The sequence below is a fragment of the Gardnerella sp. DNF01204 genome (genome assembly GCF_049244145.1).
GTDB classification, from domain to species: Bacteria; Actinomycetota; Actinomycetes; order Actinomycetales; family Bifidobacteriaceae; genus Bifidobacterium; species Bifidobacterium vaginale.
Genome location: NZ_CP058379.1, coordinates 175775 through 199012, shown reverse-complemented (window position 1 = coordinate 199012; position 23238 = coordinate 175775). Strand labels below are relative to the sequence as shown.

At 44.2% G+C, this 23238-nt stretch carries 15 protein-coding genes and 1 other RNA gene; 4 read left to right on the top strand and 12 right to left on the bottom strand.

Annotation, left to right across the window (positions count from 1 at the left end; translation table 11 throughout):
* The first annotated feature begins 36 nt into the window (after positions 1-36).
* Complete coding sequence (locus HXT46_RS00745; protein WP_415699131.1) at positions 37-1476, top strand: aminopeptidase C; 1440 nt, start codon at positions 37-39, stop codon at positions 1474-1476.
* Between the two features lie 441 nt (positions 1477-1917).
* Here the strand turns inward: HXT46_RS00745 and metG are convergent, their stop codons facing one another.
* On the bottom strand, positions 1918-3783 hold the full coding sequence (gene metG, locus HXT46_RS00740) for a methionine--tRNA ligase (RefSeq protein ID WP_004112755.1): 1866 nt from the start codon (positions 3781-3783) through the stop codon (positions 1918-1920).
* Between the two features lie 209 nt (positions 3784-3992).
* Here metG and HXT46_RS00735 point away from each other — a divergent pair, with 209 nt between their 5' ends.
* Positions 3993-4871, top strand: coding sequence for a hypothetical protein (locus HXT46_RS00735; RefSeq protein WP_180947414.1), 879 nt, complete (start codon positions 3993-3995; stop codon positions 4869-4871).
* Positions 4861-5172, top strand: a complete 312-nt coding sequence (locus HXT46_RS00730) for a hypothetical protein (protein ID WP_014554813.1) — start codon at positions 4861-4863, stop codon at positions 5170-5172. Before HXT46_RS00735 ends, HXT46_RS00730 begins: the two co-directional genes overlap by 11 nt.
* Here HXT46_RS00730 and rsmI read toward each other — a convergent pair.
* Positions 5167-6060 (bottom strand): 16S rRNA (cytidine(1402)-2'-O)-methyltransferase, encoded by an 894-nt coding sequence (gene rsmI, locus HXT46_RS00725; RefSeq protein ID WP_004118187.1) that lies wholly within the window; start codon positions 6058-6060, stop codon positions 5167-5169. The genes HXT46_RS00730 and rsmI overlap by 6 nt on opposite strands.
* Positions 6061-6201: 141 nt before the next feature.
* Between rsmI and HXT46_RS00720 the strand changes: the two genes are divergently transcribed.
* Complete coding sequence (locus HXT46_RS00720; protein WP_415707044.1) at positions 6202-7047, top strand: alpha/beta hydrolase; 846 nt, start codon at positions 6202-6204, stop codon at positions 7045-7047.
* A gap of 493 nt (positions 7048-7540) precedes the next feature.
* Here HXT46_RS00720 and HXT46_RS00715 read toward each other — a convergent pair whose 3' ends face one another.
* From HXT46_RS00715 to HXT46_RS00670, 10 genes are all read right to left on the bottom strand, one after another.
* Complete coding sequence (locus HXT46_RS00715) at positions 7541-10414, bottom strand: SdrD B-like domain-containing protein (protein ID WP_421786058.1); 2874 nt, start codon at positions 10412-10414, stop codon at positions 7541-7543.
* A gap of 495 nt (positions 10415-10909) precedes the next feature.
* The gene (locus tag HXT46_RS00710) at positions 10910-12427 is read right to left on the bottom strand and encodes a formate--tetrahydrofolate ligase (RefSeq protein WP_421786311.1); all 1518 of its coding nucleotides are present in this window, start codon (positions 12425-12427) and stop codon (positions 10910-10912) included.
* A 212-nt stretch (positions 12428-12639) separates the two neighbouring features.
* On the bottom strand, positions 12640-14247 hold the full coding sequence (locus tag HXT46_RS00705) for a C69 family dipeptidase (RefSeq protein ID WP_421786056.1): 1608 nt from the start codon (positions 14245-14247) through the stop codon (positions 12640-12642).
* Positions 14248-14430: 183 nt separating this feature from the next.
* Positions 14431-14982 (bottom strand): YbhB/YbcL family Raf kinase inhibitor-like protein, encoded by a 552-nt coding sequence (locus HXT46_RS00700; protein WP_004113843.1) that lies wholly within the window; start codon positions 14980-14982, stop codon positions 14431-14433.
* A 397-nt stretch (positions 14983-15379) separates the two neighbouring features.
* Entirely contained in the window at positions 15380-16567 is a 1188-nt protein-coding gene (locus HXT46_RS00695; RefSeq protein ID WP_421786053.1) for a DNA polymerase III subunit delta', read from the bottom strand.
* An 18-nt stretch (positions 16568-16585) separates the two neighbouring features.
* On the bottom strand, positions 16586-17287 hold the full coding sequence (tmk, locus tag HXT46_RS00690) for a dTMP kinase (RefSeq protein ID WP_102720954.1): 702 nt from the start codon (positions 17285-17287) through the stop codon (positions 16586-16588).
* 21 nt (positions 17288-17308) lie between these two features.
* On the bottom strand, positions 17309-20152 hold the full coding sequence (topA, locus tag HXT46_RS00685; protein ID WP_421786051.1) for a type I DNA topoisomerase: 2844 nt from the start codon (positions 20150-20152) through the stop codon (positions 17309-17311).
* A 170-nt stretch (positions 20153-20322) separates the two neighbouring features.
* The gene (locus HXT46_RS00680) at positions 20323-21444 is read right to left on the bottom strand and encodes a PAP2 family protein (protein WP_421786049.1); all 1122 of its coding nucleotides are present in this window, start codon (positions 21442-21444) and stop codon (positions 20323-20325) included.
* A gap of 436 nt (positions 21445-21880) precedes the next feature.
* Positions 21881-21977: signal recognition particle sRNA small type (gene ffs, locus HXT46_RS00675), an RNA gene on the bottom strand.
* Between the two features lie 67 nt (positions 21978-22044).
* Positions 22045-23187: an inositol-3-phosphate synthase gene (locus HXT46_RS00670; protein ID WP_004112814.1), complete on the bottom strand. Its 1143-nt coding sequence runs from the start codon at positions 23185-23187 to the stop codon at positions 22045-22047.
* Positions 23188-23238 lie beyond the last annotated feature (51 nt).

Genomic DNA, 23238 nt, shown 5'->3' with positions numbered 1-23238 from the left:
TTCGCCTATTTTCAACCTAACAACAAAAGGAGATATATGTCTGAAAACGTAAAAGCCGTTACCATAGACAACGTGCGCGAATATTCCAAGCATTTTAACGAACAGCGAGCAAATCGAGTAGCCGCAAACGCTTCTGTAGCAAGCGGCGTTCTTAAAGCTGCAACAAGCTATCAAGGACAACGCGCTTTACCACGCAACTTCTCCATAGAATTAAAACAAGGATCAATAACAAACCAACAGCACTCTGGACGTTGCTGGATGTTCGCTTCCCTTAACACTTTGCGTTACGAATTAATGCACAAGTGGAATTTAGAAGACTTCGAGTTTTCCGAAAGCTACCTGTTCTTCTGGGACAAGATTGAAAAGGCAAATGCGTACTTGGAAAACGTGTTGGCAACATTAGACGAAACCCTAGATAGTCGAATCTTTGAAAACATTAACTACGGTCCGATCGACGACGGCGGATGGTGGCAAATGTTCGTTAACTTGGTAAACAAGTACGGACTCGTACCAAAAAGCGCATACCCAGATTCACAGAATGCTATTGACTCAGATGCATTCGTGCAATACATAAATACCAAGTTGCGTGAATTCGCGGCTGAATTGCGCGAAGCACACAAGAACGGTACTTCCATAGAAGAGTTGCGCGAAATGAAAATCCGCGACCTTGAAACCGTATACCGTATGACAGCTATCGCACTTGGCGAGCCACCAGAGCGTTTCGACTTCATTGCACGTACTAAAGATGACGACGATAAGAAAGACGAAAAGGACGACAAAAAGAACGAAGCCAAAGAAGACGATAAGAAGGACGATAAGCCAAAGACTGGCAAAGACGATCGTCCAATGATTCGCGAATATGGAATAACACCACTAGAATTCGCAAAGAAATACGTTCCAATTGACGTAAACGACTTTGTGAGCTTGTGCAACTCCCCAATGGAACACACTCCGTTCAACAAGCTCTACCAGCTTAAATACACCACAAACGTTGCTGAGACGAAGGAAATGGAGTTTGCAAACGTTGCGCTAGAAGTATTCCGAAAAGCAGCTGTCGATCAGCTAAAAGACGGACATCCAATTTGGTTTGCTTGCGATTGCACGCAATTCTCGCTAAGGCAAGATGGGTTCTTTGACCCAGCAGTTGTGCGCGTAGACGAGCTATTCGATGTAGAGTTTACATTCGACAAAGCTAAAGGTTTGGAATATATGGATTGCCCAGGCAACCACGCAATGACCTTTACTGGCGTAAACCTTAACAAAGATGGTGAGCCAGACCGCTGGAAGATTGAAAACAGCTGGGGTAAAGATAACGGCGAAGACGGATACTACGTTGGATCCGCGCAGTGGTTTGACCGCTACGTTACAGAAATCATTATTAACAAGAAGTATCTTGATGAAGCAACGCGAGCAATATTGGATCAGGAGCCTGTAATGCTTGATCCGTGGATTCCACTTACAAAGCGCTGCCGCTAAACTTGATTTAGCACAAGCTGATTTACAAACGCAGATTGCCACGCAGTCTGCGTTTTTTTTGACCCAGATTCGTTACATCTGTCTCGCTCGTGAGGCATTTGTAACGTTTTTTGACTGATTTTCGTTATATTTGTCTCGCTCGTGATGCAAATATAACGCAAGCGATACGAGTAGACTGCAAGAGCTTGAAAAAGATAAAAAGAAGCCCGGTGGGAAAGAGAAGACCCACCGGGGCAGAGAGAAAGAGAGAAGAAGGTTTCAGTTATGGGGTCCGCGAACGAACCTCACTGATGGATAACCATCAGCAATACTCATTATAACCACACTTTTCTCGCAAAACACGCATATAACCTAAAAATTTCCTTAAAAAATTTTTTAAATCCTGATAGTCAACCTATTTTTTGTTACATGCATCACTATAACTTAAAATTTTTCGTTTAATCATTTAGATTCTAGTGATTTTTTAGCCGCAGCCAATCTTTCTTCGTCAGCTTTACGACGAGCGGCAAGCGCAGATTCAAAACGCTCAAGCTCCTCATCAATAGCCTCTTTAGGAATTTTGGCAAAAATCGGAGTTGGCTTAGCGACAGGTGTACCAGTCACTAATTCCTCACTCTCCCACGGGTGAACAGTTTCTCCAAGACGATAGTCGCCAGTAATAATCGGATACTTAAAATCTGGATTATCTAAGTCAGTCACCTCTTCAATTCTTGGCAGAGGCGAGAACACACCCGTACCACCAAGAGCTTCCCACACTTTTTGCGCAGAATGTGGCAAGAATGGAGCAAGTAAATGATTAGCATCAGAAACAGCTTGAGCTGCAACATGCAAAACAGTACCAAGACGTGCTTCATCATCTTTAATCTTCCAAGGCTCAGTTGCAGAAATGTACTTGTTGATATCCGACACAACACGCATAGCCTCGTTAAGCGCATTCTTCTGATGATGACGTTCAATCAAACCACCAACAATCTCAAAAGCATTAGAGGTTTGATCGAGCAAAGCGCGATCCATATCTGTCATTGAATTTTCGTCCAGAGCAGGAATCTCTCCGAAATTCTTATGAATCAAATTAGCGACACGATTTACCAAATTACCCCAGCTGGCAGCAAGCTCTTCGTTATTATGACGAACAAATTCTGCCCAAGTAAAGTCGGCATCAGAATTTTCAGGACCAGCAATAGAAATGTAGTAACGCACAGCATCCACAGGATAACGCGCCAAAATATCCTTCACGTAAATCACAATTCCACGCGAAGAACTGAACTTCTTGCCTTCCATAGTCATAAACTCAGAAGCAACAACTTGCTCAGGCATATTCAACGGGCCATAAACTCCAGCCTCGCCACCCTTAGAGCCAGCACCATTATACGCAAGCATTTCTGAAGGCCAAATCTGAGAATGGAAGGTGATGTTATCTTTGCCCATAAAGTAATAGCCAGGAGACTTAGGGTCACACCACCAATCGCGCCAAGCATCCGGCTTACCTTGACGACGTGCCCATTCAATAGATGCAGACAAGTAGCCAATAACAGCATCAAACCACACGTACAAGCGCTTATTCGGGTTATCAACCCATCCTTCTACAGGAACAGGAATACCCCAGTCAATATCACGCGTAATAGCTCGAGGCTTAACTTCCTTAAATAATCCAATCGAGAAGTTGATAACATTTGTACGCCAACCATCCCTTGAATTAAGCCAGCTTAAATTAGCATCAGCTAAAGCAGGCAAATCGAGGAAGTAATGCTCTGTTTCTTCAAATCGCGGAGTTTCGCCGTTAATCTTAGAAACAGGATTAATAAGCTCATCTGGATCCAACTCATTTCCGCAAGCATCGCATTGGTCGCCTCTAGCTCCATCTGCTCCGCAAAGTGGGCATGTGCCCTCAATGTAGCGGTCTGGAAGAGTACGACCTGTAGAAGGCGAAATCGCAACCTTTTGAGTACCCTTATAAATGTATCCGTTCTTTAAGCACTGACGGAACATCTCTTGAACAACATGCTCGTGATTTGCTGTAGTCGTGCGCGTAAACAAATCGTAGCTTAAACCCAAATCGCACAAATCTTTAGTAATCACGCGATTATAGCGGTTTGCAAGCTCCTGAGCACTAACGCCTTCTTTATCTGCCTCAACTAGAATCGGCGTGCCATGTTCGTCTGTACCAGAAACCATAAGCACGTCATTGCCCTTCATGCGCTCATAACGCGCATACACGTCTGAAGGAACACCAAATCCTGCAACGTGACCAATATGACGAGGGCCATTTGCGTAAGGCCATGCAACATTCACCAAAATATGACTCATAGCCAAATATTATCTTGTTCAGCGAGGACACCTTAATAAAAAACATATACACATATGCACATTTTTTAATGTAAAAAGGCTTAAAAATCCACTTTTACACATTTCGCAAAAATCTTATGGACAACATGAACAAACGTATCTATTCTGTCTAAAACCATATGTCTAAAAAATTATTCCCAATCATTATGTCTAACAAGAAAGGAGGGATTATGAATAACGAAGCAGAAATTATTGCAAACAAAACTATTAACAATTCGACTAATACTACAAGTAAATACACATGCAAAACAACCGATAAGCGAACAAATAAAATAACAGATAAATCCACGATCAAGCCAATCGCTAAAAATTTAAAAAAGACTTCAAGGCAGACTTCAAGGCACAATTCAAAAACGACTTCAAAAAGCAGAAACTATGATGCGAATAAATACAGTACGACTAAAGATATAGCTCAAGAAACAAAAATAATTCTTGAAAATTACGACAATAAAAATCAACACATTGACATTAGTAAAAATCTTCCAACCTTACTAGACACAACGCATCTGCCAGGACCATTGTGCATGAAGAAATTATCTAAATTCGGAGCTTTTGAACGATTGTCAATAAGAAGCGGATTTGCACATTCCACTGCAAAGTCCATTGAGGGGCGGTGCAAAATACTCAAAAAGCTAATACCACGAGACTCTGCAGCATGCATGTTTACAGCATCATGGATTTGGCTTGGAGGAACAATTCCAAACATATTAGACGTTATCTCTGGCAGCCATTATCGCGTAGTACCACATGACCATCCATTACGAGTATTCAGACGAAAATTGTTGAAGAGAGAACAAAAGGTGATTAAAGATTTGCGCATAACATCTCCTGCTCGAACAATCTGCGACATAGCATTAACACCGTCTAAAAATATTTACGACGAGATACGCAAAAAAGACACAATTTTCAATCTGATTCAAGAATATGGCACAAGCTTTAAAGAATGCGAAAAAATCATAAATAGCAACCCACATTTTCCAGGAGCGCAAAAAGCAAAAGATTGGCTAAAAAACGTTATAGAACAGGAAGATATTTTTTATGAATATTAATATTGAACATTTAAATCAAGTACAAAAAAATAAAGAAGATTTCCATAAAACACAAACAAAAGATCTACCACCAAAACCGCCAATTATTCTCACAGAGCAAGTAGCATGCTGTGAAAATACAGACAAAGAAATACTTTGGCACATAGCGAGAAACATTCCGCACTTACGAAAATGGGTTATAGCAAACCCAGCCGCTGACGCAAAAATACTGGAGTATATTTCACAGAAAGGCGGTCCAGATGTTAAGCATAGCTTAGACGTACTTTTAGAAAGCTACGATTACGCGAAACAAATTTCATGACTTGATATTTAAACAAGCAGCATAAACTTCTTTACGATTAGCAAAAGAACCGTCTGAAAGAGGATTTTGTGAAACAATACGCGTTATAGCATCTTTAATACGCAAACCCTCATTTTGCGAAAGATCGTAAGACATTTGCGCAAGCTGTTCAACGCTCAAATCAATGTTTTGCTGCTTGATTTCTTCATCGCTAGCTCCCGCAATCACAAGAACAATTTCTCCGCGCGGAGGGTCGTTTTCTACGCTTTTGCATATTTGAGAAATTGTTCCTCGCCTTATTTCCTCAAAATCCTTTGTAAGCTCGCGACATAGCGCCATCTTGCGATCTGCGCCAAAAACTGCAAGAAGATCTTCCATTGACTCCGCAATTCTGTGCGGCGCCTCATAAAAAACGATTGTTCGCCGCTCTGAAAGAAGCGAGCGCAAATGCTGCTGTCTATCTCCAGATTTACGCGGCAAAAAACCTTCGTAGCAAAAACGGTCTGTTGGCAAGCCAGAAAGCGCTAGAGCATCTAGTACGGCACTCGGTCCAGGAGCGCAAGTAACAGGCAAATCGCGCTCTATTGCACGGCGAACGATCGCAAGCCCTGGGTCGTTAATCGTAGGCATACCAGCGTCGGAAACAACAAGAACGGTATTGCCTTGCTCAACCTTATCCAGCAAGCCATCTGCCTTGTTGTGCTCATTGTGATCGTGATATGCAATAACTTGTCCAGAAACATGCACGCCAAGGCGATTTGCAAGATCATAAAGTCTGCGCGTGTCTTCTGCTGCAACAATATCCGCGGTTTCTAGAAGATTAATCAAGCGCGATGAAGCATCTCCCATATTGCCAATCGGAGTGGCTGCAAGAACAACTTTTCCTAAATTATCTTCTTCATTACGCATCTTAAATCTCCTTATAAAACCTCTTAAGACTCTACACGAATTTATAAAATAACGCACTTAAAAAACAAGGTATTTGATTAGAATTATGCTTAAGTTTATGCTTAGCATAAATTGCAATCGCGCAAAACGAAAAGAGATACCATGAAGATTATAGAACGCCAAATTAAAGGCATTGACGGTAGCAACGCGCTTCTTACTGGATATGTTTTAGATGACAACTTAGATAGCGAAGGGGATCAAACACGCCCAGCAGTGCTGATTTTGCCAGGCGGCGGATTCTTGCGCGTTTCTAATCGCGAAGCAGAACCTGTTGCTATGAAGTTTGCTGCTGCTGGATTCCACGCATTTGTTCTGCGCTATTCTCTTGTGCCTAGTGCACACCCGACTCAGCTTTTGGAAGCAGCACAAGCTATGCAATTGATTCGCAATAATGCAAAAGAATGGCATGTAGATGCGCAAAAAGTGGCGATTATTGGATTCTCTGCAGGAGGCCATGTCGCAGCAAATCTTGCGACTAGCGTTAGCGACGATGTTGAAGAAGCAAATGGATACAACGCAAATGGTGTTCGTCCAAACGCTCTTATGCTTGCTTACCCTGTGATTTCCGCTGGCGAATACGCACATAAGCCAACTTTCGACCGTCTTTTTGGAAGCATAGATTCTAGTACTCGCGCGCAACTCGTTGAACAGCTTTCGCTGGAAAATCACGTGGATTCTAAGACTCCACCTGTGTTCGTTTGGCAAACGATTACAGATCAAACGGTTCCAATTCAAAACTCTATTATGTTTATTAATGCTTGTGTTAAAGCTGGCGTAAGCGTGGAAGCACATTTGTTCCCTAAGGGTCCGCACGGCTTGGCTTTGGCTGTTAAAGAAACTGCTAAGCGCGATGAAAATGGCGCAGTGATTCCTGAGTTTGTACAGCCAGAAGTTCAGCAGTGGATTGATCTTGCTTGCGATTGGCTTCGTCGCACATTTGCGTGCTAATCGACCTGTCTTCGAGCTTAGAGCGTAGCGCGGTTCCATTGCTTGGTATTGCGCGAGGTTTGAGTATTTCTCTCCTCGCAAGTCCCGTCGCTGCGCTCCTCTTTTATTGCTCGTATAGAAATACATCAAACCTTCTGAATATCTAACACTTTTGCGTATCTTTTATCACCGAGATTCTTGATTTTTCTTGCTGCTTCAGCGAATCACCATTTCATGCTGCGAATCGATCTGCATGAGCGCTTAAAGCGTAGCGCGCGAATGCACTTCGATTCGCTGAGCTTGCTCAAAGCTGAAAGCACAGTGTGCTTTCAACGCAAGCGAAGACGTGAGCGCGCTGTAACGCGCGAGCGATACACCTCTTTCGCTGCGAAAAATCTCGAATCTCTACCTGGTTTGGCGTAATCATGTAGTGCGCTCAGGCAGGTCGTCGCGCAAACGCACTACACAAAATTGCAAGTCGACGTTTTATATTATTCACCTGAATTTTCTACGATTATTGCCTGTGCTTGCCCTTGCAGAAATAACTCTTTATTTTATTTGTAGCACCCAGAGCGAGCATAGCAACGGACGCAACAGCTGTGAAAACTGTGCTTACGCCAGTGTTTACAAGCTTATCCCTCACATGCTCTTGCTTAAAATCAGCATTATTATTGTCAAACGAACTTTCATTCGACTGACTATTATTGCTATCTAAATCATTATTAATGTTTGGTATCGGATTATCTAATTCACGAATCTCAGATTGATTAGGTTCTGAAGAATCCTCCTTAGGCTGGGGATCCTCATACTGAGGGGGATCATTAGACTCTGTGTAATCAGTATCAGGACCATCAGGAGTATCAGACTTAGGATCATCAGGTTCAGACTCAGGCTCCTTAGGGTTCTCATTGTCCTTCGGAGTATCAGACTTAGGATTAGTATCCTTTGGATCAGGATCTTCAGGATCATCCTTCTTAGGATCAGGATCTTGCTTAGGATCCTTCGACTCAGGTTCCTTAGGATTATCAGGCTTATCATCCTTAGGTTTCGTAGGATTATCAGGCTTCTTAGGATCATCAGGTTTAGGATCATGTACATCTCTATCCTGATAATTTGGATTATTAGGCTTATCCTTCTTAGGATCCTTAGGATCAGGAGACTTAGGAGTATCAGGTTTTACAGGATTGTCATTCTTAGGATCAGTCTTTGGCTTAGGCTTAGAGTCCTTCGGATCATCCTGTTTCGGCTCAGGATTTGACTTTGGCTTATTATCAGGATCCTTCGGCTTATCCTTCTTCGGCTCGGGATCCTTGGGATTTTCAGGTTTAGGCTGCGGATTCTTAGGCTCAGGATTTGACTTAGGGTCCTTAGGCTCATCCTTCTTAAAAGCTCCAGCATCAATATGCTTTTTATCTTCGCCAGCAGAAAGACTTATATTGCCAACATATGAGTTTTTTGAAGTTGAATTATCAGTTTCTGAAGATACGTTTTCTATAACAGACCTATCCGTTACAGGCTCTCCAGGAATCGCGTCAGAATCTACAGAGGAATCTGACCCTTTATGCGTATATGTAAAACCAAAATATTCACTACCTTCTGGAAGTGTGAATTTAACAACATAGTTTCCTGGCAGCAAATTAGTAAATTCGTAGTATCCATCAGGCGAAGTAGTGGTAATAGGATTAACCTTATTGCCATTTATGTCGATTACTGTGCTATCCCCATACTGTTTAACAAGCTGTACTTTTGCACCAATTATGCTCGACTCTCCCTTATCTTGAATACCATTATGGTTAGCATCAAACCACACGCGTCCACTCAAAGATGCAGGAATAACGATTTCAATAGGAACTGTGCTCACTTTGCTGCGATTACTGCGCGCATACGTTGCAACAGTCTCCTGAATCTTGTTAATAATTGGCGGATATTTCAAAGTATTATTTGGATAATTATCATTACAATCTAACGCACGATAATACGATTTTATAGATGCGCTTGCTTTTCCACTCATCCAAATACCGTTGCTAATATTATCAGGACCAAACACAGTTGAATCTGGGTTAAATTCTCCAGATATTAGCAACTCAGAAGGTCTGTTTTGTTTTGGAACAGTTCCCCAACCATCGAAATATTTAGAATCCAAAATATCGCCGAAAACTTCAGTATCCCCATAAGCAACTTTTTCTATTCCAATATTAGCCATAATTTTACGAGCTTCATCGTTGTTGTTAGGCGAACGGAAAACTGTTAAATGATGATTTTTAAAAACTTGCTTAGTTCCATTTAAAGCATAGTCCTTAGAACCAAATGGAATTTTAAATCTCAACTTAATCGGATTATTGTCGTTCCCATTGCGATAAATAGTTACGAATTGGTTATGCTCAATATTTGCAGGTATTAATTGTGGTAACCAAACACCATTCTGCGACTCAACCATAGTGCTTCTACTGTCATAATCGACGCCGCTTGTTTCCATAGATAACCCAGTGAACCAGAATCCATAATTATCTCTGCCGTCCCATCCAGTTACCAGATCCGAACGCACTAGGCATGGATTTTTTTGCAGTATCTTATCGTTTGGAAAATCTTTTAATCCGCCGATTGTAGACGTATATTCCATAGGTGTTGGGAAAGGCATATAAGACACTCTGCCTTGGATTAATGGTTTCACACCTTTTTTGTAATTTTGCAAATCAACTAGATCAGAAGTTTTTGCATTACTGTCGATTACTGTATGGATTTCAATGGAAACTGTTTGATTATTTTTTATTACATCATCATTGGATAATACATTGCCAGAGTGGTTCACGCCTTTTATGGCAGCAAGGTATGGCATTTCGTTTGCAAAATCAGAGGACCACTCGTTGTAGTTAAAGTAGACGTCAAAAAGATTGTAGTTACCAAGATTGTGGTTACCAAACGACTTAGAATCTGAAATCTGTACTACTTTATTTGCAACACTGCCAGCATCAACAACAAAATCATTTGCGTTTACTGTAAGAATTTTCGGAATGGCTAGTCGAAGATATGGTCTAAAAACATCGCCAGCTTCAGGAACAATAAATTTGGCTGTAGCCCGGAGCGTAAGCTTGCTACCTGGACGCAGAATTTTATTAGTTTTATTCGTATCCGCATGATTGTCAGTAGAATCTCCATCAACATAGCTGATTGAAGTTCTTATTTCTGGAAGTTTCCCATCTGGCTTGCCGAAATGCTGGGTAGGAGCAGGAATTAAATCAATGTTGTTAATACTGGATTTATTCGTTGGAATGTTCTCACGATTAGTGAAAGCATTATCATTGCTCGACTGAGCTAATGCCGAAGAAGATAAACTTGCTGTTAATAACGTGGCTGTTAATAAGCTAGCTGTCACTATTTTCATTTTCATTAAGTATTTTCTCCCTTCGCTCATGAAAATAGTTATGAGACAATCCACGAGTAAAACACTAAAAAATTTATTTTTCAAACTGAAAATTGTCGTAAATTTTCCGACAACTAAAACCCTTTTTATATTTATGGAATCGCCGAATAAAAAAAAAACACCTTCGGCGAGTCTGAAGAAAAATTTAAATTAATTAAGATAAAATACGAAAAATATGCATGTTAACTCTCTTATAATAAAGCTAAATCGTAATATTTTCTGTTGTTATAACAATATGATAATTAAATAATACATGTGAGGTTTTTCACATTACACAATATGGCGCAAGTTCAATACACAAATATCTTTACGATAGATACAACATGGATCCTATGTAAAAGATTAAAAGACGTTTATAAACAACGTTTATAAAACAGAAACGTCGTCCTCACACCGTGATTGATGTGTTGACGACGTTTTGTTATTTGTTATTTGTTATTAATAAGTAATATTTAAAAGCAATCACACGATTTTTGGCATTGGCGTTGTTAGTGAAGATGTAAGGTTGACTTGAACAACCCCAGCTCCAGCGTGAACTTCTACTTTCTTTAAAGTTACAGTGCGAGAATCTTCAGGCGCGTGATCGTCATCCGTCATGGTTGCTGGCGACTTTACAGCAACAAGAGCCAAGCTATCAAAATCAACACCAGCCTTATTGCACAAATCCTGCGCTTCCTGCAACGAATCAGCAAAACCCGCTTTGTCGATTACGCGCTCAGCAGGCACACCATACGCCTCCAAGCAAAGCAGATTAATGCGCTCGCGAAGCGACTTTCCTCGCCTACTTTCTAGAACTTTCGTTTCAGCATCAGCGGTAATCACAGACACAAAATCGTCTAGCTGATCCGCCAAGCCATCTCCGCCATCTCGGAAAAGATTGCCAACAATCGGCTTGCGGAATCCCAAAGTCTTAGCTTGCTCAAGCAAATCTGGAACTTGGCTATCTTCCCCTTCCCACAAATTAATAAGAGGGAAAGTAGGAATATCAAGCGACTCAAGGCGCGAAACGTGGAACGGGTAGCGCCATGCAAGCGTTTCGTCATCTCGCCAAGTAGTTGCACGAGTAACAACAACCGCAGCAGCAGGCCACTTTGCGCCAAATTCGCGAGCAGCAATATCTAGCCACTTTTGCGCACCAGCATCCGTGCCATAGCCTGCTTCCACAACAACAACATCGTGCAACGCACAAGCCATTTCAACGCTTACAAGGCTTGGAATACCAAGAGATACGTTGGCAAATGGCCCGCAATGAACATAAATCGGAGAACCATTAATCGTCTCAGTTTTTGCAGGCTTTACAGCATCGGCAAGAATATTTGTGATTCGCCACAAGTCAACAAAATCGCCAAATTTAACAGGATTCCCGTCTTTTGTGCCAGCAATCATGGCAGCAACGCGATTTGCGATTTCTTCCATGCTTCTCGAAAGCACTACGATTTGCATAAGCTCACAAGTTGGCGTTAACACAACGCGCTCCGCAACCGTGCTCTTGCCAAAGTCAACAGCAATACTACGCAAAGATCTTGAAGGTACTTCACTTACGCGCGGCACTAAAATCGTGTCTAAAATACCCTCGTCAATCGCTTTTTCTGCAAAAGAAACAAGCAAATTCTGCGCACATTCAATGGCAGCCATTTCTCCGCACAATCCCCAATCGATTAGCTCAGGGTGCGAAAGTGAGGACTTTCCGCCGCCGCTAGCGCCGCCTTTTGAACCCGCTGCAGTAATGCCCATGCTTGGCTGGCGCAAAACAGCCGCCGCATCTACCCCGCGTTCGCGCAACGCGTCTACCAGCGCAATAGTGGTAGTTGTTTTGCCTTCTCCTCTAGAAGCCTTAAGAGGAGTATCAGCTGTAACGAGTAGCACTTTACCGTGCTTTTTTTGCTCACTTGGATTCTTCTTTAAATAATCCAAGAATCCGAAGGCGTCTATTTTTTTAACTAATCCAAATTGCGTAGTAAACGAATCAAGAATGCTCATATTCCCCACTTTCATAAGCAAAAAGCCTAGTAGATGCCCAATAGTGTTCAATAACAAACGTTCAATAACAGATGCCCAATAAACGCTCAATAGTAAACGCGCATAGCTAATGTAAATGAACAATTTTTATACTATACGATTGCATGGGCGTGGTATAGCAATATTACATCAAAACTATGCGCGTTATCACTAATGTCTATAACAGCTTGCGATCAGTGATCGGAACGATTAAAACCATTCTTCATACGCATGCTAGTTATGTACAGCACTGTGTCAAGCAAAGAATCGGTTTCTTTCTTCAACTTTGCTGCCATATCGTCGTTCGCTTCAGCCAAAGCTTCACGCACTTTGTCGTTACGAAGCTCTGCAATAATTGCTTCAGGATCGCGAACTAAATCATCGTAATCTTCGCCTTCATTACCTTCACGTTCTGGTTCGTAATCAGCCAAATCAACGCCAAGAAGATCTGCCGCAGCAGCATCCGTAGACTTAACCATTGCGTGACCAAGGGAACCGACAACTTCCTGGTAACGCTCAATCGCGTTTGCAGTGTCGTTAAATGCAGCATCCGCAAGAGCTGCAATAATGCGATTTTCCCAATAGAAGTTTTCGCTTGTTACGCGAGTAGTTGTATCTTCCAAATACTTTGGGGTTTCGTTTACATTTGCGTAGAACGGCACAAGCGCATTAAACGGGTTAGAGCCGTACGCCATCCACTGAATTGTGCGGAAAGCTTCTGGCACGTAAGGACGGATTTGCATAACAGCCAGCTGGCTTTGGCGATTAATGCCGATTGGGCGGAAAAGATGACGCGTATGCTCATCGCCAAGCTTGCCGTAAGGATCATATTCAGTGCCCTGATAGTGCGAGCTAAGCACGTACTTAACGTCTTCAACCGTCACTTTGCGCTCAGGCTGGCGCGCCCACGGAATATCGTTGCTATCTGGCTTGTGATCTGCGTCTTTGCCATCCCACACTTCGTCATAAGGATTCAAGAAACGCTCCATAAACCACGCGCGAGGAGTGTTGTACACGTGATCGGCATCTGAATGAGAGCCGAAAGCATCTCGAGGATTAAATGGCGAAGCGTTTTCTACCGACAAATCTAAGTGGTTTTCTTCAATAAACTCAAGCAAATCAGCCGAGCACATGTGCTCTTCTTGGTCTCCCAAAGCGTCTTCCAAATCGAACTCGTCGATTCCAAGCTGGTTTGGCATAACAACATACGCCTCGTCTGGCACGCGCTTAGCAATCCAGTGGTGTCCGCCAACAGTTTCCATCCACCAAATCTCGTTTACATCCGAGAATGCAACGCCGTTCATCTCGTACGTGCCGTACTTTTCAAGCAACGCGCCCAAACGCTCAACGCCTTCGCGAGCGCTACGAATATAAGGCAAAACAAGCGTTAAGAAGTCTTCTTCGCCAATTCCTCCTGGCACTTCTGACTTATAATCAGCGTCGCCTTCCTTACCTTGCGCTTTTTGAAGCTCCACCATTGGGTCTGCGCCCAGCACGCGCTCGTTGGATGTAAGCGTTTCGGTTGCGCTCATTGCCACGTTTGCTTCGTTAACGCCAGCTTCTCCCCAAATTCCTTCGCGCAAGTCTGCGTTTGGAACGCTTGTGTATTGCATTGGATTATCTGGAAGCTCTACTGTTACGTGGCTAAGCACGGACTTATAAACGCGAGGCTGGTCTTGCGGCTTTACTACCACTAAACGCTTTGGATTAAACTCGCCATTTGCTGAGTCTTCGTTACGCGCGATAAGCGTGGATCCGTCGTAGCTCGCTTTGCGTCCTACTAAAATTGTTGTGCATGCCATATTTGCATCCTCATTTTTCTAATTTTTGATTATTTTGGTTATTTGATTATTTTTGATTATTTTGTTTGTTTAGATTAGTTTGATTGGTTTTGCTTATTTTTGACTATTTTACGCACGCATATATAGTCGTAAGCTGCTTGCGACTAATCCGCACGAAGTCATATAAAGCCTAAATCCTAAATTCTAAGCTTTTCCTCGCAAATATAATCCGTTAACGTCTACATACGAATCGTAATGCCTGATTTCATTCATCATTTCGTTAAGATAGAAGCCTTCTTTAAGATTTGGAAGAGGCTTTTGCGTGCCGAACACTTCTAGCATGTAGTCGTGATCCTTGTCTGGCGGCTGCGGGCCATTGTAGCGCATTGTAATTGCAGGGTCTGTGCAACCCACAAATCGGCTAGCTTGCGAGTTTCGCCCTTGTACAACTTCTGGAATCATAGTTGGCATTGTGCGCGAAAAGTCTTGCGGAATTTGCAAAGCGCGCGAGTCATTAAAGTCAAACATAAGCGCTTCCACTGGAACATTTGCCACAACCCAATGAATCCACTGAAATCCGCACACTGGTATAGCGTCGTCGTCTACAAATCGCCAATGCAAGTAGTGCACAAAATCCGGCAACTTGTCTACATAAAATGGAAAAGACACGACTGGAACGCCGTTAATCTTGTTTTCTTCCGGCGCAGCTTTTGCAAAGTTGTCTGGAATAGTGGTGAAATCTGTAGAAATATTCATAATTTAAGTATCTACTACCGCTGTGACTATGCGCGCCAACCTGCCGTAGCGCTTAAAGCGTAGCGCGCGAAGGCAATTTGGCGCGCTGAGCAGCTCAAGGCAGAAGCACTGCTTCTGCGCTGCGAAGACGTGAGCGCAGCTAATCTGCGCGAACGACACGACCTACCTTTTCGCTTAGAGCGTAGCGCGAAAAGGTAATTCGGAGCGCTGAGCTTGCTTAAGGTTGAAAGCACGGTGTGCTTTCAACGCAAGCGAAGACGTTCGCGCGCTACGCTATTCCTCACGGCTATTAGTAGCCGTTCGGCTGATTTGGCGCATAAAGTCCACTGGACTTTATGCCTTAAGCCAAATCACGCTTTGAAGGAGCTTGAAATGCGTTATGCAATTTCAATCTCAGTCAAAGCGCACATAAAAGTGCTTCAAAAACAAGCGTTGCGTTTCCATTGCCAGCAAGCCGCTTTTTAGCAACCGCAAGCGCGTCCAGGCATTTAAGCGCGCGCTCTGCTGTATTTTTTTTAGAAAGCTGCATAATTTCTGCTTTAAATTCTTGATTCACAAGTGGTGTTTGCGATTGCGCATTGTTTAGCACAACAAGCACATCTCTGTAAATGCTGCAAATTGCATCTATTGCGCGGTTTAAAACGTCTCTACTTACGCGAGTGACTTTGCGCTTAACATCGTCTTTTTTGCCAATCGCATTGTATGCGCTACGAATTTTAGGCGGAATTTTATCTGTTGGCTTAATGCCATTTATGCGCAAAAACTCGCTTTGCTCAGCTTCAACAGACTTTTGAACCTCATCTTCTGCCTGGCTTTTAGCATCTTCGATTAGCGTTTGAGCAAGCATAATCGCATCTATTGCGCTGCTAAGACGCAAAACGCCTGCCACAAGCTCTTCTCTTCTACTTCTAGCACTCTCGCTTGTTGCGTAAAGCATTGCTAAATCAACGTTTCCTTGAGCCATGCGAGCCACGCTTGCCGCCGTTTTCGAATCGATGCGTGCGCTTTGTTGCACATATTCTTGCACAGCTTGGTCGCTTGGTTGCGCCAAATTCACTATTTGAGACCTGGATCGAATTGTTGGCAAAACATCTGCCGCACTTGCCGCGCAAAGAATCCAAATTGTGCGAGGTGCTGGCTCTTCGATTTCTTTTAGCAAAACGTTTGTTGTGCGCTCAAGCATGCGTCCAACGTCTTCGATTATTATGATTCGCCACGGTGCAACACTTGGCATTTGCTCGGATATTGATACGAGTTCTCGCACTTCGTCAATGCTTACTGTAACTTTGTCCGTGCTTAAAATGTTTACGTCTGGGCTTGTTCCAGCTAATACTTCACTTGCGATTTTATCTGTGTTTATTTGAGTGTTTATTTGAGTGGCGGAGTTTTCGGCGGCGCGGTTGCTTGCGATTTTTCCACTCGATTGCAATGCCGCTGCAAACGCTCTTGCCACTTTTGCACACCCGAATCCAGTAGATCCGCAAATAAGCCATGATTGCGCGATTTTGCTTGAATCGCCTTGCGCTACTTTTTTAAGGCGTTCAACAACTTGCGCTTGACCAACTACCGATTCCCAAACGTCCATTGCTAAAATCCTATAGTCCTAAAATCCTTGATTTTCTGGCGATTCTGGCGATTTTTCGCCACCTATTCCAGCATTATCCATCAACTTGCACACGTCTTTAGCAATCAACTTCGATAAGTCGCAAGCTGGCAAAGTGGCGTCTAAAACGCAAAATCTTTGCGCGTTTTGTTTAGAAAGATCCAAAAACGCTTCACGCGTTCGGCGTGCAAAATCAAGCCCTGCACTTTCCATGCGATCCGCCTGCCCATGCAATCGCACAGCAGCATCTTTCTCGCTCATATCTAGCAAATACGTGCGATTTGGCCAAAGGCAATTAGACGCCCACTCGCTTAAATCACGCACGTCTTGCATAGTGAGCTCACGCCCCCCAGACTGATACGCTAGCGATGAGTCAATGTAACGGTCCGTTATAACCACAGCACCGCGCCGCAAGGCTGGGATGATGATTTGCGCAGCATGTTGAGCGCGATCTGCAGCAAACAGAAGCGCCTCGGTGCGCGCAGAAATCGCTCCGCCGTGTAGAAGAATGTTGCGCAACTGTTCGCCCAACGGTGTTCCGCCAGGCTCTCTCGTTACAACAACCTCAAGTCCGCGTGCTTGCAAAAAATCACGCAAAGCCTCAACTTGCGTGGTTTTCCCAACGCCGTCTATTCCTTCAAAAGATATAAAAAGACCTTTGTTTAAACCGCTAAGCCCGCTGTTTTTAAGACCTATAGCCATTTTTGCATACCTCTACCAGGTTTACTCGCCTTTAGATGTGGACTTTTTTGCTGTGCTCTTTTTTGCAGCAGGCTTTTTAGCGGCCGTCTTCTTTGTTGCCGTCTTCTTTGCAGCAGTTCTCTTGCGCTTTACAGGTCCTGCCGCACGCTTTTGCGCCAAAAGCTCAAACGCAACCTGTGGCTCAATCGACTCAGGCGTGTACTGCTTTGGAAGCGTGCGATTCGTAACGCCGTCTGTAATATAAGCTCCATAGAAGCCGTCTTTAATCACCACTGGCTTGCCGCTTTCTGGATCTTCTCCAAGCTCCCTAAGCGGCGGTTTTGCGGCTCCACGAGTGCGCTTTGCATACTTCGGTTGAGCAAAAAGCTCCTTGGCTTCGTCTAAAGTCACACTAAAAATCGCGTCTTCGCTTGCAAGCGAACGATTGTCTGGCTTGGCATCCGCAGACGCTGCCGAATCGCCAGCATCCGCGCGCTCGTAAGTCTTAGTCAAATAAGGTCCGTATCGACCATTATTCGCCTCAATCTTCGCGCGCTTCACTTCGCCTTGCTCATCAACTTCTTCCACAACGCCAACCAATCGAGGCAAATTCAAAAGTCGCAAAGCATCTTGCAAAGTTATTGTTGCAGGGTCCATTGTTTTAAACAAAGACGCCATTTTTGGCTTAGCTTTAGCAGACTTTTTAGATTTTGCAGAAGACTTTGCGCCAGTTTTAGCAGAATCGTCGGATGCTTGCGACTCATCCTCATCCGAGGCTTCAACAAGAGCAACGTACGCTCCAAAACGCCCGTTCCTAACTTCTACGCTGCCGCCAGTTTGCGGATCCGTACCCAAAACGCGCGGACCGTCGGAGTTGTTCTCAATCAAATCTCGCGCAACTTGCTCAGTCAACTCGTCTGGAGCCAAAGTACTTGGAATCGAAGCTCTGCGCGCATTGCCCTCTTCGTCTAGATTCTTCGTATCTTCCAAATACGGGCCGTATCTACCTACGCGCACGTGCAATCCGCCGCCAATATCAATCGTGTTGATTTCTCGAGCGTCAATCTCGCCAAGCTGATCAACTTGTTTTTGCAAACCTTCATGCATTGCAAAGTCGCCAGCAACCGCCCCGTTATCTCCAAAGTAAAACTTGTAAAGCCAATCTTTACCAGCTTCCTCGCCATGTGCTATGCGGTCCAAACCATTTTCCATGTCCGCCGTAAACGCATAGTCAACGTAAGTTGGGAAATTAGATTCCAAAAGCTTAATAACAGCAAAAGCAAGCCAGCTTGGAATCAACGCGCGCCCACGCTCATACACGTATCCGCGGTCAATAATCGTGGAAATAATGCTAGCGTAAGTAGACGGCCTACCAATCTCCTTAGCTTCAAGCGTTTTAACTAAAGACGCTTCCGTGTAGCGAGCTGGCGGCTGAGTTTCATGACCATCCGCGCTAACTCGCAAAGCTTTAAGAACATCGCCATTAGCCATAGGAGGCAAAGCCTTAGACTGCTCGTCTTCGCTAAATCCGCCAAACACCTTCATAAATCCAGCAAACTCAATCACGGTTCCAGAAGCTTGGAAATTAGCCGTTCCAAAGCTGCCAGCCGAAGCATCTAGCTTAACTGTAGCTGTAAAACCAGTAGCATCCGCCATTTGAGAAGCAAGAGTGCGCTGCCAAATAAGCGTATAAAGTTTAAGCTGATCGGCAGGGAGAACGCCAGCCAAATCCGCAGGATTTCTAAACGTAGATCCAGCAGGACGAATACACTCGTGCGCTTCCTGAGCGCCTGCAGAAGTCGTAGCATACTGTTTTGGAGAATCCGCTAAATACTCGTCTCCAAAACTAGACTTAACGCAATCTCGCGCCGCAAAAATCGCCTCTTTAGAAAGCGTTACAGAATCCGTACGCATGTAGGTTATGTAACCGTTTTCGTACAAAGATTGAGCCGCGCGCATAGCTTGGCGAGAGCTCATAGACAAGCGGTTTCCAGCAGTCTGTTGAAGAGTAGAAGTTGTAAACGGAGGCAATGGGCGGCGGCGATACGGCTTAGTGTCCATTGAGCTCACAACAAAATCAGCCGCGCCAAGACTCTGTGCAATCGCACAAGCATCTGCCTCATTCAAATAGTGCGCTAAAGCAGATTCGCCCTTAGTTTTTTGAAGCTCGCCAAGCGAATTAAAATCTTTAGAGGCAGCCAAACGCTCTCCATTTAGAGCCGTCATTCTCGCTTGGAAATCAACGCCATTTGCGCTCAAATCCGCACAAACATCCCAATAGCTCGCCTTTTTAAACGCCATTCGCTCGCGCTCGCGCTCAACAATCAAACGCGTTGCAACAGATTGCACTCGCCCAGCAGAAAGACCCGGCCCAACTTTACGCCACAAAACTGGCGAAAGCTCGTAGCCGTACAATCTATCCAACACGCGGCGTGTTTCTTGCGCATCAACCATATGGTCGTCAACGTTTCGCGTGTTAGCAAGCGAAGCTTGAATCGCATCTTTTGTAATCTCGTGAAACACCATGCGCTTTACTGGCACTTTTGGCTTAAGTGCTTGCACAAGATGCCACGCAATCGCTTCTCCTTCGCGGTCCTCATCAGTTGCGAGGAACAATTCGCCCGACTTTGCGAGCGCAGCCTTTAAATCCGAAACTGTTTTCTTTTTATCCGCGCCAACAACATAGTATGGCTCAAAACCATTGTTTACATCTACGCCAAACTTGCCAAATTCTGCCTTTTTAGCAGCTGGCACCTGACTTGGCTGTGCTAAATCACGAATATGACCCACGGATGCCATAACAGTGTATCCGTTTCCAAGATATCCGCCTATTTTACGCGCTTTAGTGGGAGACTCCACAATGACAAGCTTGTTCTGCTCTGTCATACGCTCTCCTTTCGTACAGATGCATTTTGTATGCATATTCCGCGCTTTTACTACTCAATCCACGCAAACTCTAACGCAATACGCGTTTCATATTCAACAAAATCAACAAAATCAAACTTTGCGAAATATCAGCATATACTCCTATATATACCACTTTACTTATTTTTTATTCAATTAGACGATAATCTTAACAATAAATCGTCCTCATCTTGACGTTTTGGAACTTCGCTTTTTGAAGGAGGAGTAGGCGGAGCACCAACTAATCCTAGCCTACTTAAAGGAGCTGCACTGGATTGTCTAAGAACCATCAAAACGCCGAAAGTCAAGCTACACACTCCTGCTACAGCCCAATATGCGCAAGAGTGCGATACCCCTATAGCCCATTTTGCACCTAAATCTATTCCTGGCATAATCTGGTAAATCATGTACGAACAGTAAGTTAGGCAGATTATTCCCATTGTGATCATTGCGCTTCCAACGATTTGCACGCTTATAGATGATCTTCTTGAACCTGGCACGTCCATTGCGGATGATCTTGTAAAAATCAACACTGTTGACGTTACAGCACCAACTATGAGTACGGATATCATAACGTCTGCCGGCCTGTGCCATCTGCCTCCCAAAAGAGCTATGGCAAGCAGAAATGTGATTATTGCTGATCCAAGCGCAACCCATGCTCTAAAAGCGCGACTTACAGCGCAAACAAGCAGCGCGCACGCAGCCGCCATTAGTAGCATGTGACCAGACGGAGCGGAATTTTTTGCAAGCGTTGCTACATTTACTAGGATCGGACGCGGAAGCACACGTTTTAGAGGCTCTGCAGCTAGAGATAAAACTAGTATTACAGCGCATTGCGCAATCAGCCACCAGCGTTTTCTTATGATTGATATTATTGCTGCCGCAGCGCAAATCAAGGCAGATAAGACTATAACGAGTATGGAACTTCTAAGCGGAGTTAGTACAACAGACAGCCACGACGGAATGGCACTATATCCAAAAGTACTAATCACCATTTCTTCATACGACTGACCTATTGCGGTTCTAACGGCTAGAATCCACATGATTGATGCAAAAGATGCAAAAAGAACAGCACACAGCGCACACAAAGCTATTGTTGATATTCTAGGACGATTCATCAGCGGATCGAGCTTAGAAATATCTTGATTAGCCTCGCTGCTTTGAGAATTTTTACTATTTTTGATATTTTCACCAATGCCGCTAATTTGGCTATTATCACTGTCGTCGCTGCCATCGCTAATCTTGCTGCCTTCAAATAGACTCATACCAAGCATTTTATCAAACAACACTCCATGCGCGACGTGGTTGTGTAGATTACGCCAAATGTGGTAGAGATTCGAGATTTTTCGCAGCGGATGAAGCGAACCTCAGCATCTTTGATGGTGATTCGCTGAAGTAGCAAGAAAAATCGAGAATCTCGGTGATGAAAACTACGCAATTGTTCAAGCATGTAAGAGGGCTGGGTGATTCTTGGTCGAACAATATAAGAGCGGCAGCCGATACCAAATAGTCCAATGATCAACCACTACAAAACAAACTTCAACCAAAAAACAAAATCAAAGACAAAACGGAACAACCGCAACAACAAGAAACACACAAGAGGCGGAGCGTTGTGAGACAAGAAACACCCAGCCCTCGCGCAACAACAAATGGGTAATATCGCTTGCGTTATATTTGCATCACGAGCGAGACAAATCTAACAAACTTTATATAAGAAAACCCCCGCGCACCCACCAGAGGCCACTTACCCTTGCTGCATTCCTGCCCTGGGGGGATTGGGTGACGTAGTGCCACGCGGAGGCTCTACCTATATTACACGATTTTGGCTACAAGTCGAGCGCAAGTCGCAAGCTTCCGCACCATTAGGCGCATTGCTAGGCGCGCCACACGCTTTTACCATGTTCTTTTGCAGCCTCAACATCTGCATTAAGCTGCGACTCATCTGCCTCAACATCTCCAGCAATATAGCGCTCAACGAGTTCGCGCGCCTCGCTATCTTCATGCTGAACAGCTGGCGACTTCATAAAGTAGGAGCTAGGAGCCAAAATCGGACCCGAAAGCTTGCGATCTAGCGAAATCTTCGCCGCGCGCACAGCGTCTATAACAATACCTGCAGAATTAGGCGAATCCCACACTTCGAGCTTGTACTCTAAGCTAAGCGGAACATCGCCAAAAGTGGTGCCCTCTAAGCGCACAAACGCAAACTTGCGATCGTCAAGCCAAGCAACATAATCCGAAGGACCAATGTGCACGTTGTGATCATCCATATCGTGCGGAACAATCGAAGTAACCGCGCGCGTCTTAGAAATCTTCTTCGACTCAAGCCTAGAGCGCTGCAACATGTTCATAAAGTCCATGTTTCCGCCAACATTCAACTGGTAAGTGCGATCCAAACGCACTCCTCTATCTTCAAAAAGTCGCGCCATAACGCGGTGCGTAATCGTAGCTCCAACCTGACTTTTAATATCGTCGCCAATAATCGGAACGCCTGCGTCACGGAATTTTTGCGCCCAAACTGGGTCGGAAGCAATAAAAACAGGAAGGCAATTCACAAACGCGCATCCAGCTTCCATAGCCGCCGTAGCATAAGCCTTGTCTGCCTGCTCGGAGCCTACTGGCAAGTAAGACACAAGCACGTCTACATGCAAATCGCGCAAAACCGCGGCAACATCCACAGGTTCTTCTTCGGATTCGTCAATCATCTGCTTATAATAGTCGCCCAAACCATCGTAAGTAGGTCCACGCTGCACTTTAACGCCAAGATTAGGCACGTCTGCAAAGCGAATCGTGTTGTTTTGCGAAGCATAAATCGCCTCGCTTAAGTCATGGCCAACTTTTAAAGCGTCAACGTCAAAAGCTGCTACAAACTCAATATCTCGCACGCGATATTGCCCAAAAACAGCATGCATTAATCCTGGAATTTTATCGCCATCATTGGCATTTTTGTAGTATTCAACGCCTTGAACCAACGACGAAGCACAATTGCCAACACCGGCAATGGCAACGCGGATACTCATATAAACTCCTTGCCCAAAAACAGCAGCATATAATCATGCTGCACTAACACA